Source organism: Coleofasciculus sp. G2-EDA-02, assembly GCF_040226375.1.
Classification (GTDB): domain Bacteria; phylum Cyanobacteriota; class Cyanobacteriia; order Cyanobacteriales; family Coleofasciculaceae; genus Coleofasciculus.
This window is the reverse complement of record NZ_JAVKEW010000011.1, coordinates 1-15,647: the sequence shown is the minus strand read 5'-3', so window position 1 is coordinate 15,647 and position 15,647 is coordinate 1. Positions and strand designations below refer to the sequence as shown.

The window sequence follows — 15,647 nt, the reverse complement described above, 5'->3', positions numbered from 1 at the left end:
ATTGATAATTGACAATTGATTAATTTGGTCTAAGACCTCTTCGTTTACGAAGAAATTAAAAAAGATTTTCCTTAATTTCAATCCTCTTCTTTTAAGGAGAGGTCATTATCCATTGTTCATTATCCATTGTCAATTTGTGAAAGCTCTCCGTGTTTATGGTGAAATCACCATTTGTAGGGGCACGACATGTCGTGCCCCTACTATCCCAAAAACAGTTTATACGCCGGATTCTGGTTTTCATCCCAATAGCGATAACCCAAAGTATCCAGAAATGCTTGCCATTCCTCCATCTCGTGGGGCGGAACCTGCATTCCTACCACAATGCGTCCATAATCTGCCCCATTATTCCGATAGTGAAATAAGCTAATATTCCAGTTAGGACTCATGGAACCGACAAACTTCATTAAAGCACCCGGACGTTCAGGAAACTCGAAGCGGTAAAGTAATTCATTATCCGCTAAGGGAGAATGTCCACCTACCATGTGTCGTAGGTGCATTTTTGTCAGTTCATCATCGGTTAAATCTAAGGTTTTGAATCCACAACCTTCAAATGCTTCTATCATCTTGGCGGCGTCACTGCGGTTAGCAATTTGAACGCCGACAAAAATATGTGCCTCGTTTTCAGCAGAAATGCGATAATTAAACTCGGTTAGATTCCGTTTACCTAAGCATTCACAAAACTGACGCAAACTACCCGGTTTTTCGGGAATTGTCACAGCAAAGATGGCTTCGCGACGTTCGCCAAATTCTGCCCGTTCTGCAACAAAGCGAAGACGGTCAAAGTTCATATTAGCACCGCAAGCGACAGCAACTAAGGTTTGTCCCTGAATTTGCTCGCGTTCAACGTAGGTTTTCGCGGCTGCGATCGCTAATGCTCCAGCAGGTTCTAAAATAGAGCGTGTATCCTCGAATACGTCTTTAATCGCGGCACAGGTGGCATCGGTATCCACCAGAATAATCTCATCCACATATTCCTGACACAGGCGAAAGGTTTCCTCTCCCACTTCCCGCACCGCCACCCCATCAGCAAATAAGCCCACCTGGGGTAATCGCACCCGTTTCCCAGCTTTCAGGGATTGATACATGGCATCCGCATCCACGGGTTCAACGCCAATTATCTTAATGTGGGGATACAACCGTTTTACATACGCCCCAATCCCAGAAATTAATCCACCTCCGCCAATGGCGACAAAAATAGCATGGATAGGTTGCTGATATTGCCTGAGAATTTCCATGCCAATCGTACCTTGTCCCGCAATCACATCGGGATCATCGAAGGGATGAATAAAGGTTAAACCTTTTTCGGCTTCCAGTTGACGGGCAAAGGCATAAGCTTCATCGTAGGTTTCTCCCTGCAAAACCACCTCTCCCCCACGGGCTTTAACTGCATTGATTTTGACTTGGGGTGTGGTTATGGGCATGACGATAATCGCTTGGGTTCCTAGCTGACGGGCAGCTAGGGCGACACCTTGGGCATGGTTTCCGGCAGATGCGGCAATGACGCCCTGTGCCAGCATATCGGGGGGGAGTTGTACCATTTTGTTATAAGCCCCCCGCAGTTTAAAGGAAAAGACAGATTGCATATCCTCCCGCTTCAACAAGAGTTTGTTATTTAGGCGTGCGGATAGGTTGGGGGCGTATTCTAGCGGGGTTTCTTGGGCAACATCGTAGACGCGGGCGGTGAGGATTTGTACTAGGTAGTCACAAAGCATGGAGTTAATCGGGTGGCAGATGCGGGGTGTAACGAAAATTTTACTTTATTGGCGTCGCTGGTTGTGGCGGTGAGGTGCGATCGCTCTTTTGATCAGCTATGGCAAAAACTGAGCATCATTTGGTAGAGACGTTGCATGCAACGTCTCTACAACGGTTCGGAAAGTCCTAATCGATGTGTCTACTGCTATATCTAGTTCGCGATCGCGCCCTGCACTTCCATCTTGATTTCTTGGGCTATCTGCGTGAATTTATCGAGGCTATTTGGTTGAGACTGTACGGTATCCGCTATAGCTTGAACACTCTTAGCAACCTCTGAGTCTGTTTTGGCGACTTCTTCTAGATGTTTGGCGATGCGAGCCGCTTGGTTGCCATTTAATGGCTGTTGCTCAGTGAGTTCTATCTCAGTTGCCGTTGTGGGAAATCTATCTTGAAGTAGATGCCATAATTGGTGACGTTGTTCAAGCAACTGTCCTTGCATTTGTTCACCTGTTTTTTCGACAGCGTTTGTCAGTACCAAAGTAGCAATTGCGGGTTCTGTTAGTGAAGTAGATGTCATAAAGCATTATTATTGATAAACAGTTATACCTTAGCAAAGCATACCGAGGTAAGTTTATCGTCTATGAAAAGTTAGAGTTTTAGCAATTCTGACATTTCTACCACCAACATCGGGGTGCTATCACAACTCTTACAGGTAAGCATCTCTCCTTCTGGGTAAAAGAAGCAACATAGCGCTTCTACCCTAGGTAGGATAATTGTTTAGAATCCTGTTCGGCATTTAAACCTTAATCTCAATAATGGCTCTCATCCTTGTAGTGCGAGCATCTTGCTCGCTACCCATTCCCAATTTAAATGCATGACAGCTTATCCGGTTAACCTAACTCTTGAGTGGAGGCAAATTTGTGCGTCTAGGTTCATTGCTGGGATTATTCTTTTTTATTATCTCAGTTTATATTCTGTGGAGGATTAAAACGGTAATTTTGCTAGGCTTTGCCGCTGTAGTGTTTGCCACTACACTGAACCGCCTGGTACGATTTCTGCTGCGCTTTCGGCTCAAACGCACTTTCGCTGTTATTATATCCGTGGGGTTTTGCCTCGGATTACTCGTTGGTTTCTTTGTCCTGGTTGTACCACCCTTTGTTGATCAAGTTCAGCAATTAATTGATTTAGTTCCGATTGGATTACAACAAATTCCTCAATGGGCAAACTGGGTAAGAAATGTGGTTCCTGATGGACTTTTAGAGGAGATTGGTGGATTGAAAGTCTTTACCCAAGATCTGCGTTCATGGGCAACGAGACTATTTGGCAACTTTTTTGATCTATTCTATAGTTCAATTGGTCTAGTCTTGAACATGTTGTTAGTTGGGGTTGTAACCATTATGTTACTAGCCAATCCCGAACCTTACCGCCAAGTTTTTATCCTCCTTTTTCCCGCCTTTTATCGCCACAGAGTTCAGGAGATTCTCGACGAATGTGAAGATACCCTGGGAGGCTGGGCAGTCGGTATCCTGTTTAACATGATGGTAATTGCTATATTTAGTGGGCTGGGATTATGGATTTTGCAGGTGCAATTGCCACTGGCTAATGGTTTGTTAGCGGGTATCTTTACATTTATCCCTAATTTGGGTCCCACTTTAAGTGTAATCCCCCCCGTGGCATTGGCTTTACTTGATACGCCTTGGAAAGCAGTAGCGGTGGTAGTTTTATATATAATAATTCAGCAGATTGAAAGTAATATTTTAACACCGCTGGTTATGCAAAGGCAGGTGTCTTTGCTACCAGCAGTTACGTTATTATCTCAGATGGCTTTTGCTATATTCTTCGGAATATTGGGCTTATTTCTGGCACTTCCCATTGTTGTCGTCGCTCAGGTTTTCTTAAAAGAAGTTTTAGTCAAGGATATCTTAAACAAATGGAAATAGTTTATCAATGGATAATTAATAATTGATAATTGACAATTTCTCGACCAAACCTACTCATTTAATTTTATTTGAGGACTGAAGGAATTGCTGCTATTATTTTTGATGTAATCACGTCCGGTGTATCGCTGGCATTAATTAGAATGTGGAGATCGGCTTCTGCATATAAATGACGCCGTTTATCAAGCAAATTTTGCAGTGCTGCGGCTGGATCGGTTGTGTGCAATAATGGGCGAGTGGTATCATCTTGTAGACGCTTTATCAATAGGTCTACAGGTGCATCTAACCAGACAATTAAACCCTGGTGTAGATAACTCCAATTCATTTGTTGCAGCACGATACCGCCACCTGTGGCAACAGTTAATTGAGTGTAAGCAGATACTTCTGACAAGACTTTAGCTTCTAACTGGCGAAATTCTTCCTCCCCACTGTCGGTAAAAATTTGGTTAATTGTTTTACCTACCACTTGCTCGATCAGGACATCTGTATCTACAAAACGGTAGCCGAGTTCTTTTGCCAATAGTTGTCCTACGGTGGTTTTACCGACACCCATCATGCCAATCAGGTAGACATTGATGCCTTTTAATAAATTGTTCATCACCAAAGCGTTTCTCTCTCATCTCCTGGTTAAGACGAGTTATATTCTACCCGATTGAACACTATAGAATTGGCTCTCCCGTACTTAGAGTGATAATAAAATTTATCACACCATGTACAGGAGAGCCAAACCTATCAACCTTTTTTGGTAGTATAAAGTCTGTATGACAACTCATTCTTCAACCCTTTCGCTTTGCCCTTGCTCGACGCCTACAGCGAATTTCAGCAACAACTCCCCCATCTGCCGCTCATTTTGGCAGGTCCAATTTTGCGGCGTACTGATCCTGATGGCGTCACGGTTTGGCTGGCACTGAAAGCGCCGAGTTGGGTTACGCTTCGAGTTTATACCACTATCGACGGTCAGGGGAAAAGCCTTGATCAAGAACGGTTGAGTGGATCACGCGCTACTGTAGCCGTTGGCAAATACCTGCATATTGTCGCTGTGACGGCTAAACCTGTAGATGGATATTTACTCGAACCGGGACAGATTTATGCCTACGATTTGGAATTTGGCGATCGCAATCAAACCCTCAATGATGCCCTCAACGCCAGAGAGGTTTTCCCCTTCATCACGATTAGCTATTTAGACCACAATCTGCCGACATTTGCTATGCCGCCGGATGACTTAAATCATCTGCGGATCGTTCACGGTTCCTGTCGTAAAGTCCACGGTAAGGGACAAGATGCCCTACCCCTACTGGATGGCTTGATCGAAGAGTCAGCCGCTCAACCCCATTGTAGACCCCATCAACTCTTCTTAACCGGCGACCAAATTTATGGGGATGATGTGGCTGATCCGTTGTTAGCCGCCCTGGGGGATGTGGGGACTACCTTACTGGGTTGGGAGGAAGAGATTCCCTATAAAGGTGATTTTGTCAAGGGGTATTCCCAGAAAAAAGTGAGTGAGTGGAAACCCGGACAGCGCACGGAAATTGCCCATAAATATGCTGGTTTGACGGCGATGCTGGATAATCAACCTGAACGCGCCAAAAGTCATCTGTTTAGTTTGGGTGAATATTTGGCGATGTATCTGTTTTATTGGTCGCCAATCCTTTGGGTACATCCCTTTGCTAAGGGCAAGATCAGGGGAAAAAAGCCGAAAACCTGGGATAAGGAAGTTAAGGCGATTCAGGAGTTTGCTAGCCGTTTGTGGCAAGTTCGGCGATCGCTAGCGAATATCCCCACCTATATGATCTTTGATGACCACGATGTTAGCGATGATTGGTATTTGAATCGGGAGTGGTGTAACCGGGTTTTGGGTAAACCTCTGGGTAGACGAGTGGTACAAAATGGACTATTAGCTTATGCTCTGTGTCAGGGGTGGGGAAACACACCAGAACAGTTTACATCGGGACAACCGGGAGATAAACTATGGCAGGCGTTGCAACAATGGTCAGAATCCGCCGGGACGGATGAATTAGCCTGGGAGAGGATGGGGAAGTATTTGGGAATACCTGCCATTGAGGCAGAAACGGGATTGCCGAAATTGAAACAGGATGGAACGGTTTTAGTCCTGAATCGAGACTATGCTGATGGCACTCCTAGCTTAATCTGGCACTATAGCGTGAGGAGTTTTAAACACGAAGTTATCGTACTCGATACGCGGACATGGCGGGGTTATCCCATGGGAGAAGATCAGGTAATGGCGCCGCCGATGCTATTATCCCCGACAGCTTTTGACGAGCAAATTGAAGACTCTCTAGATAAAACCGATCAGCTAAAAGCGGCGGGTGAGTCGCGGATTGAAGCCACGTTAATTGTTTTACCGACAAACTTAATTCATGCATCGATAGTGGATTTAGCTCAACAGTGGTATTGGCGTCAGGGTAAGGTGTTTGGCACAGATGTGGGGGATTCGTGGAACTTTCACGATGTCGCTTTTACTAAGCTATTAACGGCGCTATTTCAGCGACGCGATCGCATCGTGTTGCTGTCGGGGGATATCCACTATGGTTCGGTGGTTCGCCTCAATTATTGGTCCCATCCCTGTGGGGAACTCCAGAGACACCCAGAAGGCTACATCTGGGAAGCCGAGGAAGACTGTAAAGACGAGCCATCGCGGGTTAAGGAAGCTCAAGAGAGCCAAAATCCTAAATCTGCTTCTGTGCTGGTACAGTTAACCTCCAGTGCGATTAAAAATGCCGAGTTTAAGACTTATTTAGTTCATACTAAAGTCAAGTCACTGCTATTAGAACAACCCCAATATTGGGTGGGATGGGAGAAATCGCCGCAACTGCTGGAAATTATCACCACTCCCGATAAGGTGAGAATCCAGGATCTGCCTGTTCCCGGTGAAGGACCTTTTTGGCAGCAAATCCAGGTGCCTCAAGGGAATTGGGACATCGCGTGGCAAGTCGCCCTCAAGGATGAGCGATCGCAACCCGATTGGCGGTATCGCACAGAGTGGAGTAAACGCCAAAAAGCGGAGTCAGTACCTTGGCTGAAGCGACATCCACAGCCAGAATTGCACCAGAAGTCACCCTTATGGCAAAAGGTTTTATTAGGTTCTATTTCATGGTTATGGCGAAATCGCTGGTTACAAGAGGGTGAGGAAATTATCGGATGTAATAATATTAGCGTTGTCCGTTTTCACTGGTCACCGGATGAGGATAAGGCGGTGATTCAAGAGATGTATTGGCATCCACCCTGGAAGCCGACGAGTGTAGTTAAGAGTCGTTATTTGGCGCCACTGCGGTTAGAGTCGCCACCCCCATTGCCTACCTATTAATCATTTAGGGTTTTGTGATGAGGGGAGCTGGGGGAGCTGGGGGAGCAGGGGAAGCAGAGGGAGCAGAGGGAGCAGAGGGAGCAGAGGGAGCTGGGGGAGCAGAGGGAGCAGAGGGAGCTGGGGAAGATTTTAGTTTTCACGGTATGTAGCGCAATGTGTGTAGGGGCGGGTTTCACTACTATCTTTTCGGTTGCATCCAGATGTGACTAAACCCGCCCCGATGCAGGTGTCTAGGTTTCCCGTGAAAAGTCAGGAAGAGGCAGACAAATGGAATATTTGGTCACAACTGTTTCAATCCCTGATAGGGATTCAATGTCATTGGAACTCGCCCTTACAGAAGCTTGTTTACTGGCTTCTAATATTTTAGTTTCAATCCCTGATAGGGATTCAATGTCATTGGAACCAGCCCGATGAATTGCCTCCGATATCCAGTGATGGTAAATCTGTTTCAATCCCTGATAGGGATTCAATGTCATTGGAACATCGAATCAATTGCTCAAAGGCATTCGGAATTAACGTTTCAATCCCTGATAGGGATTCAATGTCATTGGAACTCGATGTGGACTGCTTTTATCCCAGCGTTATTAAATGTTTCAATCCCTGATAGGGATTCAATGTCATTGGAACTTGGTAGTCGTATCGATACTGTTGAGCGGGGTCTGTTTCAATCCCTGATAGGGATTCAATGTCATTGGAACACCGTCAACCCCTGGTTTACCATCTTTTCCAGGTTGTTTCAATCCCTGATAGGGATTCAATGTCATTGGAACCGCAGGCATTTGAAAAGCTTGCTGTATTTAGTTTTCAAGGTTCATTGGCGACTGCCTCCTCTAATTATAGCATTCTAGAGCCGAGAGTTGGCAAGAGGACTATAAGAAAATTGCCTAAAACCCTTATGTAGCAAGCCTTTCAGAAGTGGCGACCACCTCATTTTTTGGAGAGAGGCTTCAAACCCTTACCAGACAAGGGGTGTAGGCTAAAATCTTCTCCCCGGTCAAAAAACACCCCCTGGTGGACGCAACTAAGCGAAGAAAATAGAATTATCTCGCAGTGGCTCTCCCCCAATTCGCTCTACCTTACCCTGACAGCAGCCACAGAGGAAGTAAAAGCGAATGCTATCCTCGTCTGGCTTAATCACCTTATTCAGACGCGATCGCAACTTGGCATATTGGGTATCCGTTAGGTTGCACTCGAATACACTATACTGCATCCACTGCCCATAAGACTTAAGGATCGAGTGAATCTTGGTACGGCGCTTATCCTCTGGAATATCGTATGACACAACAATATACATCGTGTTTACTCAATAGGGTGTTAGGTGTGCTTACTTTTGGTCGGGATCTGGAAAACCTCTCTCCATCCCCCCTAGCCCCCATCCCCCCTAGCCCCCCTTTGAAAGGGGGGTATAAAGGGGGGTATAAAGGGGGGTATAAAGGGGGGTATAAAGGGGGGGATGGGGAGAGGGGATCTATTGGGGGACGGAAGGGGGATCTAAAAAGGGGGACGGGAGGGGACCGGAGTTGGGGTTAGGGGATGAGGGGGAAATGATAAAAACGTGCGGGTACACAGCCCATAAACCGGGCGCACTTCTGTGCGCCCCTACGATTTATGGGGATAAAATAATGATTCAATTCCGTCGATATAACATCCCCGGTAACTGCGACACTAATCCCTCTAATTCCAACTGCAACAAAACACTAGAAACCTCCGCCACTGTCATCCCTGTTTCCTGGACAATCACATCCAAAGGCATCGGTTCAATCCCCAAAACCTGAAACACCTTTGCCAACTCTGGCGCCAACTCTGGCGTCGCTTTAACGGGTTCTGACTCAAATAAAGACAACTGTTTCCCCGTATCTAATTCCGGTATCGCCCCCAACATTTCCAACAAATGCCCTTCACTCAAAATCACATTTGCCCCCCGACTCAATAATCCCAAACAACCCACAGCATTAGGATTATCCAACGAACCCGGTAACGCATACACATCCCGACAAAACTCATTCGCTTGATACGCTGTAATCAACGCCCCTGATTTCGTCGGCGCTTCCATCACCAAAACCGCCCGACTCAAGCCGGCGATAATTCGATTGCGTTGGGGAAAATGAGGGCGATTCGGCTTGGTTCCTGCCGGATATTCACTTAATACTAATCCCTGTTCTAAAATAGTCTCGTACAGTAATTTATTCCTAGGCGGATAAATCACATCAATTCCTGTACCAAAAACGGCTACGGTTCTCCCACCCGCCTCTAAACATCCCTTGTGGGCTTCGGTATCAATCCCGGCTGCCATTCCAGATACAATAGTAAAGCCCTTTTTTGCCAGCGCTGCACTAATTTTTCTCGTCCAACGCTTACCATAATCCGTCGGTTCGCGAGTTCCCACGATCGCAACCATCGGCTTCATCCCCTGATTTTCCTGCCGATCAACCTGTCCGTGGTAGTACAATACTGGCGGCGGACTAGGAATCTCTAGCAATAAGCGGGGATAGTCTGGATCAGCAGGTGTCCAGAAACAGGGATTTTTGACACAGTGCTGTTCCAGAAACTCTTGGGGGTTGAGGTGCGATCGCGTCTTCTCTACTGTTTCGATTAACCGCAGCCCAAACCCTTCTACCCTACCCAACTCCCTCCCTGGAGACGCCCAAGCCTCTGCCAAGGTGTCAAAATGCTGCTGTAGGCGTTGCAGTAACACTGGTCCCACACGAGGGACTTGTGACCAAGCTAACCAATAGGCGCGATCGTCTGGCAATGGATTGTCCTCCCTATCAGTACATACGTCCAGTAAATCGAACTATTGCAGGTTGAGACAACATCGATGTAGGAGAACGACATGTCGTTCCCCTACAGGTAGCGCTTTCACGCCAATCGCCAGGATAATTACTCCTCAATTAAGAATTACTTGCATTAACAGGTACAATAATCATCTATCCACTCCAGTGCAGCGTGGTCAACCTGAGTGAACCCTTGGCAACTTCGCCAAATCCCAGACGGGCTAGGAGATTCATCTCTCTGGTACGGATCACCAATAACTGATCGCACTTCACTGGTACTCAACTCAAATCACGGCAAAACTGGTCACTATGAAAATTACTAGACGTAGTATAATCGGACTCTGCTCTGGACTCGCCCTATTCGTCGTGGCGGGCTGTTCAAGTCCCAACGAACAAGCTAATACTGAAAATACTGATGGTGCGACGGGTAATACAGCCGATGCGGGCGAAATTAACCTCTATTCCGCCCGTCACTATGACACCGATGATGCCCTCTACGACAACTTCACCGAGGAAACGGGGATCAAGGTGAACCTGATTGAAGGGGACGCCGATGAGTTGATTGAACGGATTAAGAGTGAAGGAACAAACAGTCCGGCTGACGTATTAATTACCGTTGACGTGGGACGCTTGTGGCGGGCGCAAGAGGATGGATTGTTGCAACCAGTTTCCTCAGAAACGCTAGAATCAGCAATTCCCGCCAATCTACGTGATTCCCAAGGACAGTGGTTTGGGTTATCCAAACGGGCGCGAATCATCGTCTATAACAAAGAAAATGTTCAGCCAGAGGAACTCTCCACTTATGAGGCTTTAGCCGAACCCGAATGGAAAGGACGAGTTTGCATCCGCAGTTCCGAAAATATCTACAACCAATCCTTAGTCGCCTCTAAGATCGAAAGCAAAGGAGAACAAGAGACAGAAAACTGGGTAAAAGGCTTAGTGGCTAACTTTGCCCGTCCCCCCGAAGGGAATGACACCTCCCAAATTCAAGCCGTAGCAGCGGGTCAATGTGATGTAGCAATAGTCAACCATTACTATGTTGCCCGTCTCAAACAGTCTGATGCGGCTGAAGATCAAGAAGTAGCCGAAAAAGTGGGCGTGTTCTTCCCCAATCAAACCGCCGATGGGACTCATATCAACATCAGCGGCGGCGGTGTCGTTATCAATGCGCCGAACAAAGACAATGCGGTTAAGTTTTTAGAGTATCTGGTTACGCCAGAAGCCCAAGAAATCTTTGCCAATCAAGGTAATGAGTATCCTATCGTGACGGAGATGGAAGCCAATTCCGTTGTCTCTAGCTTTGGTGAGTTCAAGGAATCGGAGTTAGATGTCGTCACTTATGGAGAAAAGAACCCAGAAGCCGTTAAATTAATGGATCGAGCCGGTTGGAAATAATCCGTCAATCCCAGTAGGGAAAGGTGAGAAGATTTTGATTGTGTAGGGGCGGGTTTTACTATCATCGTTTTTTGCCCGCCCTGATATGACTAAACCCGCCCTCATCTCCCCTGCGCCCCCAAACGCTAAGATTTTTTCCCCATAGCATCAACCTTGAGGCATATAACCTCAGACACTAAGGGAGGTAAACTACAAAGTAGCCAACTAGTCAGTCCATTGAGTACCAACACCTCAGTGTCATCAGTGCTACCAACATCTAACACCCCCACCCCAATCTCTCTAATAAATCCGTGAAATTAGTGTTATGGCAGATTCAATTATGGAAAACCGCGACTACACCCTAATCATCGACAAAAGTGGCAGCATGTCAACGCCCGACCAACCCGGTGGACAAACCCGTTGGTATACTGCCCAAGAGTCCACTCTCGCCCTTGCCAGAAAATGTGAACAGTTTGATCCCGATGGTATCACCATTTACCTCTTTTCCAGTCGGTTTAAACGCTACGATGGCGTTACCTCAGACAAAGTAGCGCAAATCTTCCAAGAAAATGACCCGATGGGGCGGACTGACTTGGCTAGTGTACTTCAGGATGCTCTTAATAACTACTTTCAGCGCAAAACGGCGGGACAAACTAAACCCCAAGGGGAAACCATTTTAGTAATTACCGATGGAGAACCCGACGATCGCAAAGCCGTGATGCGAGTAATTGTGGAAGCGTCGCGTCATATGGATCGGGATGAAGAATTAGCCATTTCCCTGATTCAAGTGGGCAATGATCCCACCGCAACGCGATTTCTCAAGATCCTTGATGATGAATTGCAAGGGGCGGGTGCTAAATTCGATATCGTTGACACCGTTACCCTCGATGATATGGCGGATATGACGTTACCCGAAATCTTGCTGAATGCCATTCAGGATTAATCCTCAAGCAGGGCGGGTTTACTCAAGTTATCAGTTTAATTAATAACGTTATCAGTCAAACCCGCCCCTACAAATTGGTTTTCCTTGTTTCCTGTTCCCTTTATGAAGAATTAGAGGTTTTTATTATGCCAGATCGAGATTACACCTTAATTATCGACAAAAGCGGTAGCATGTCCACACCGGATCAACCCGGTGGCAAAAGCCGTTGGAAAACGGTTCAGGAATCAACCTTAGCTGTTGCCCGAAAATGCGAACAGTTAGATGCTAATGGTATCACTGTTTACCTGTTTTCCAGTCGCTTTAGACGCTACGATAATGTTACCTCAGATAAAGTGACTCAAATTTTTCAAGAAAATGAACCGATGGGGCGTACTGACTTAGCCTCTGTCCTCAAAGATGCCACGGATAACTATTTTCAGCGCAAAGCCGCAGGAGAAGCAAAACCCGATGGAGAAACGATTTTAGTGGTTACTGATGGCGAACCCGATGATCGTAAAGCCGTGATGCGGGTGATTATTGAAGCATCGCGTCAAATGGATCGAGATGAGGAATTGGGAATTTCGCTGATGCAAGTTGGGAATGATCCCACAGCAAAGCGATTTCTCCAGATTCTGGATGACGAACTAGAAGGGGCGGGTGCTAAGTTTGATATTGCTGACACGATTACCCTAGATGACATGGCGGAGATGACGTTAGGGGAAGTCTTGGTGAACGCGATCGCGGATTAATCTCTTGAGCACCGCTGATACTGCATCGGGGTTAGCAGGCTTTTTTCGTTGTCCCCTCTCCTATGAAAAAGCAAACCAATCAATTCAGTCATCTCACCGCCAAAGACAGAGTTTATCTATCATTCCCTGGACAGCTTCTCCTCGAAAAAAATCGGCTTCACGGTAAAATTCTAGACTTTGGTTGTGGCTTTGGCAATGATGTTAAACTTTTACAGCAAAAAGGCTTTGACATTACTGGGTATGACCCTTACTATTTCCCAGAATACCCCAATCATAAATTTGATACCATCCTATGTTTTTATGTTTTAAATGTTCTGTTTGCTGAAGAACAAGCAACTGTTCTCATGAACGTTTCACATTTGTTAAAACCGGGCGGAAAAGCTTATTATGCCGTGAGGCGGGATCTAAAAAAAGAAGGGTTTCGAGAACATTATATTCATAAAAAGCCGACGTATCAGTGCATAGTTAAACTGCCCTTCCAATCCCTTCACCTAGACGAGTATTGCGAAATTTACGAATACGTTCATTATAACTATCAAAGACATTCTGAAAATAAGTGCCTCTTTTGCAACCCTCGGAAAAATCTCCGGATACTCACCGAGTCAGCAACGGCTTATGCCATGTTTGATGGTTATCCAGCTAGCATTGGTCATGTCTTGATTATTCCTAAACGTCATGTCGCAAATTATTTTGATCTGGACTTTAAAGAACAATCTGCCTGCTGGTTTATGGTAAACAAAGTACAAGAATTTTTAAAGGATCAATTTCATCCGGATGGGTTTAATGTGGGAATCAACGTGAATAGAGAGGCAGGACAAAAGATGAGGCACACGAGTATTCATATTATCCCTCGTTACCAGGGGGATGTTACGGGAGCCAAAGGTGGAATCAGATATGCGATTCCAAAGGTTACAAGTTACCAGTTTGACCGGAAATGATATCATACCAAATCCGCCTTGGGTATCCCCTTTTTGCCATCTAATCCCCCATCTTATCTAATGGTGAATCTGTAGCCGGAGAAGGTAGTGACCCAGTTGAACTTTGCCAGACCAAAGTTCATAGTCAAGTTCCAAATGTTGGGGTAAGGGGTGTCCCTCTAGTTTCAGCATCCGGGTATAATTTCGCAGTTGCAAAGACTGATGGTTTTTCTTCGAGGTTCCCTGAAGCCAATAACGACTGATACCATACACCCCTCGCTCCCAACGGTGACGATAACTCAAGTTACCATTTGCCTGCATTGTCATAATCACCCGATAGGGGGAAATTTCTAGCCACAAAAGTCGGTGCACAGTTCCCTTGACCCCATTAGTGGGATCAGTTTGAGGTGGGTGTAGCGATTCCCCTCCGGGGAGTGGGGGTTCTCTCAAGAGCAAATGAAAGCGATCGCGTTCTTTTTGATACAGTGTAGCCGCCGTTTCGATAGTGAACCAAATCGGCAGATCAGTCGATACAACCGAAAGACAAACCGGCAAGCGGTGATGTGTCAGCATGGATCTTGCAAGTGTAACAGACAATTGACATCCTCCCCAACTTACTTCGTATTAGTTGGGGATTCCAAAAATCGCTTTTTGGATTTCCTGGTTCGCGGACACTTATCTAGGTCAATGACCCCCGACAGTACGCCTTGCCCAGTCGCACCTACACCTCGAATCATTACCACTTGTGCCGCAGCAACATCCCTATCGGTGGTATAACCACACTTCATACAATTGTGAACTCTTACTGATAAATCCTTACCTCCTGATTAGTCGATATGCTCATTCTAGAGTACAAAGCGGTTCGACAGATCACCTAAAATCTGCTTAAATCTCTGCATAACTTATTATGTGGTTGTTATGCAGAGATTAGAAAATCTAGTTAAAATTGGGGAAGCTGCCAAGATTCGGGGTGTTAGTATCGATACCCTTCGTCGATGGGAGAGATCCGCCAAGCTAAAAGCTGAGAAGACTGATTGACCGACTAAAACTATGCATGTAAAATTGTTATATAGGTTTATGAGGTGAATTGAGGGAAGGTAAGGTAACGATGTCACGTCCCAAGAAGCAACAGAAAACTAAAGAAATTTACACTCAGGTTATCCCTGTTGCTTCTTGCTCTGATGAAGAGCAAGTGAGGCAAATCATGCACCTGTGCGGCACTCCAAGAGCATTAACGTACAATTTGCTTGGATCGCTACAAGGGTGGGGACTCGACTGGAGAAAAGCCGATCCTATCGTGCGAACCCAACTTCGCCCAACTGACATTGGATTACCTAAAAAGCTTTGGGAATGGTCGGTTAATGACACCATGAAGGCGATTTTGGCACAACAAGAAGCCGCTAAGACTTTCATGATTCGAGCAATCTACCGCCGCACAAAAGACGAACCATCGCGTTCTAAATTGCTGGATTTGATACACAATGACCCAACCTCTGCTCCTTGGCTGCATCGGGTGTTTCGTACTCAATACCAGCGCGGACACACCTATGTTCGTAACCAGATTGTTTACCAAGGTGGCGGTTACACCTGCAAGGGACTCACCCGCAATACAGTCAAACTGGAAGTTCAAGGACTAGAGAAAGGTAAGCGGATTACGCTAAAGCTGAAATGCCGTCATACCGTGTCTGGACAGATTCGACTAATCTGCAATGAAGACGGTCAACTAGAAGTCCATTGCACTCGAAAAAGAATGCTGAGTCCTTCCACGCTCCAGGTAGAGCAAGAAATTGGTATCGACAAGGGATATACTGAAGCGTTCTACACCTCAAATGGGGACAGCATTGCCGATGGAGTAGGACATCTTATGACCGAGAAAACGAAGCGCATCACCCGCACAAATCGCAACCGTTACAGACTGCGCTCTCATGGCAAAAACAACCCGGAAAAATCGGCAGCA

Annotated in this window: 14 protein-coding genes, 1 pseudogene and 1 CRISPR repeat array; of the genes and pseudogenes, 9 read left to right on the top strand and 6 right to left on the bottom strand. The window is 46.1% G+C overall.

The annotated features are described in order from the left end of the window. Nucleotides 1–200 precede the first annotated feature (200 nt). Both ilvA and RLO19_RS00820 read right to left on the bottom strand, forming a co-directional pair. A complete protein-coding gene (ilvA, locus tag RLO19_RS00825) occupies nucleotides 201–1,712 on the bottom strand; it encodes a threonine ammonia-lyase, biosynthetic (protein ID WP_446352970.1) in 1,512 nt (503 codons plus the stop codon). A gap of 191 nt (nucleotides 1,713–1,903) precedes the next feature. Continuing rightward, the gene (locus RLO19_RS00820) at nucleotides 1,904–2,269 is read right to left on the bottom strand and encodes a hypothetical protein (protein WP_446352968.1); all 366 of its coding nucleotides are present in this window, start codon (nucleotides 2,267–2,269) and stop codon (nucleotides 1,904–1,906) included. 325 nt (nucleotides 2,270–2,594) lie between these two features. Here RLO19_RS00820 and RLO19_RS00815 point away from each other — a divergent pair, with 325 nt between their 5' ends. Next, nucleotides 2,595–3,632, top strand: coding sequence for an AI-2E family transporter (locus RLO19_RS00815; RefSeq protein WP_446352966.1), 1,038 nt, complete (start codon nucleotides 2,595–2,597; stop codon nucleotides 3,630–3,632). Between the two features lie 64 nt (nucleotides 3,633–3,696). Here the strand turns inward: RLO19_RS00815 and RLO19_RS00810 are convergent, their stop codons facing one another. Then, nucleotides 3,697–4,227 carry a shikimate kinase gene (locus RLO19_RS00810; protein ID WP_446352964.1) on the bottom strand — a complete coding sequence of 177 codons (531 nt, stop codon included), beginning with the start codon at nucleotides 4,225–4,227 and terminating at the stop codon, nucleotides 3,697–3,699. A gap of 192 nt (nucleotides 4,228–4,419) precedes the next feature. Between RLO19_RS00810 and RLO19_RS00805 the strand changes: the two genes are divergently transcribed. Together RLO19_RS00805 and RLO19_RS00800 are read left to right on the top strand one after the other, a co-directional pair. Continuing rightward, nucleotides 4,420–6,954, top strand: a complete 2,535-nt coding sequence (locus tag RLO19_RS00805; RefSeq protein WP_446352962.1) for a PhoD-like phosphatase — start codon at nucleotides 4,420–4,422, stop codon at nucleotides 6,952–6,954. Nucleotides 6,955–6,971: 17 nt separating this feature from the next. After that, complete coding sequence (locus RLO19_RS00800; RefSeq protein WP_446352960.1) at nucleotides 6,972–7,103, top strand: hypothetical protein; 132 nt, start codon at nucleotides 6,972–6,974, stop codon at nucleotides 7,101–7,103. A gap of 139 nt (nucleotides 7,104–7,242) precedes the next feature. After that, nucleotides 7,243–7,724: direct repeats of the CRISPR family, unit length 37 nt; unit sequence GTTTCAATCCCTGATAGGGATTCAATGTCATTGGAAC. A gap of 251 nt (nucleotides 7,725–7,975) precedes the next feature. Here RLO19_RS00800 and cas2 read toward each other — a convergent pair. Together cas2 and dprA are read right to left on the bottom strand one after the other, a co-directional pair. Beyond that, a complete protein-coding gene (cas2, locus tag RLO19_RS00795; RefSeq protein ID WP_446352958.1) occupies nucleotides 7,976–8,248 on the bottom strand; it encodes a CRISPR-associated endonuclease Cas2 in 273 nt (90 codons plus the stop codon). Between the two features lie 333 nt (nucleotides 8,249–8,581). Next, the gene (dprA, locus tag RLO19_RS00790) at nucleotides 8,582–9,706 is read right to left on the bottom strand and encodes a DNA-processing protein DprA (RefSeq protein ID WP_446352956.1); all 1,125 of its coding nucleotides are present in this window, start codon (nucleotides 9,704–9,706) and stop codon (nucleotides 8,582–8,584) included. A gap of 331 nt (nucleotides 9,707–10,037) precedes the next feature. Here dprA and RLO19_RS00785 point away from each other — a divergent pair, with 331 nt between their 5' ends. From RLO19_RS00785 to RLO19_RS00770, 4 genes are all read left to right on the top strand, one after another. After that, nucleotides 10,038–11,123, top strand: a complete 1,086-nt coding sequence (locus tag RLO19_RS00785; RefSeq protein WP_446352955.1) for a Fe(3+) ABC transporter substrate-binding protein — start codon at nucleotides 10,038–10,040, stop codon at nucleotides 11,121–11,123. Nucleotides 11,124–11,439: 316 nt separating this feature from the next. Next, nucleotides 11,440–12,045 (top strand): vWA domain-containing protein, encoded by a 606-nt coding sequence (locus RLO19_RS00780; protein WP_446352972.1) that lies wholly within the window; start codon nucleotides 11,440–11,442, stop codon nucleotides 12,043–12,045. A 125-nt stretch (nucleotides 12,046–12,170) separates the two neighbouring features. After that, nucleotides 12,171–12,773 (top strand): vWA domain-containing protein, encoded by a 603-nt coding sequence (locus RLO19_RS00775; RefSeq protein WP_446352953.1) that lies wholly within the window; start codon nucleotides 12,171–12,173, stop codon nucleotides 12,771–12,773. Nucleotides 12,774–12,835: 62 nt separating this feature from the next. Continuing rightward, entirely contained in the window at nucleotides 12,836–13,711 is an 876-nt protein-coding gene (locus tag RLO19_RS00770) for a bifunctional class I SAM-dependent methyltransferase/HIT family protein (protein ID WP_446352951.1), read from the top strand. A 57-nt stretch (nucleotides 13,712–13,768) separates the two neighbouring features. On the opposite strand, the gene RLO19_RS00765 is transcribed toward RLO19_RS00770, so the two are convergent. After that, nucleotides 13,769–14,263 carry a hypothetical protein gene (locus RLO19_RS00765; protein ID WP_446352950.1) on the bottom strand — a complete coding sequence of 165 codons (495 nt, stop codon included), beginning with the start codon at nucleotides 14,261–14,263 and terminating at the stop codon, nucleotides 13,769–13,771. Between the two features lie 345 nt (nucleotides 14,264–14,608). On the opposite strand from RLO19_RS00765, the gene RLO19_RS00760 reads away from it, so the two are divergent. Then, nucleotides 14,609–14,728 carry a MerR family DNA-binding transcriptional regulator gene (locus RLO19_RS00760; RefSeq protein ID WP_446352949.1) on the top strand — a complete coding sequence of 40 codons (120 nt, stop codon included), beginning with the start codon at nucleotides 14,609–14,611 and terminating at the stop codon, nucleotides 14,726–14,728. A 70-nt stretch (nucleotides 14,729–14,798) separates the two neighbouring features. Then, a pseudogene (locus RLO19_RS00755) lies at nucleotides 14,799–15,647 on the top strand (hypothetical protein); the annotation flags it as partial.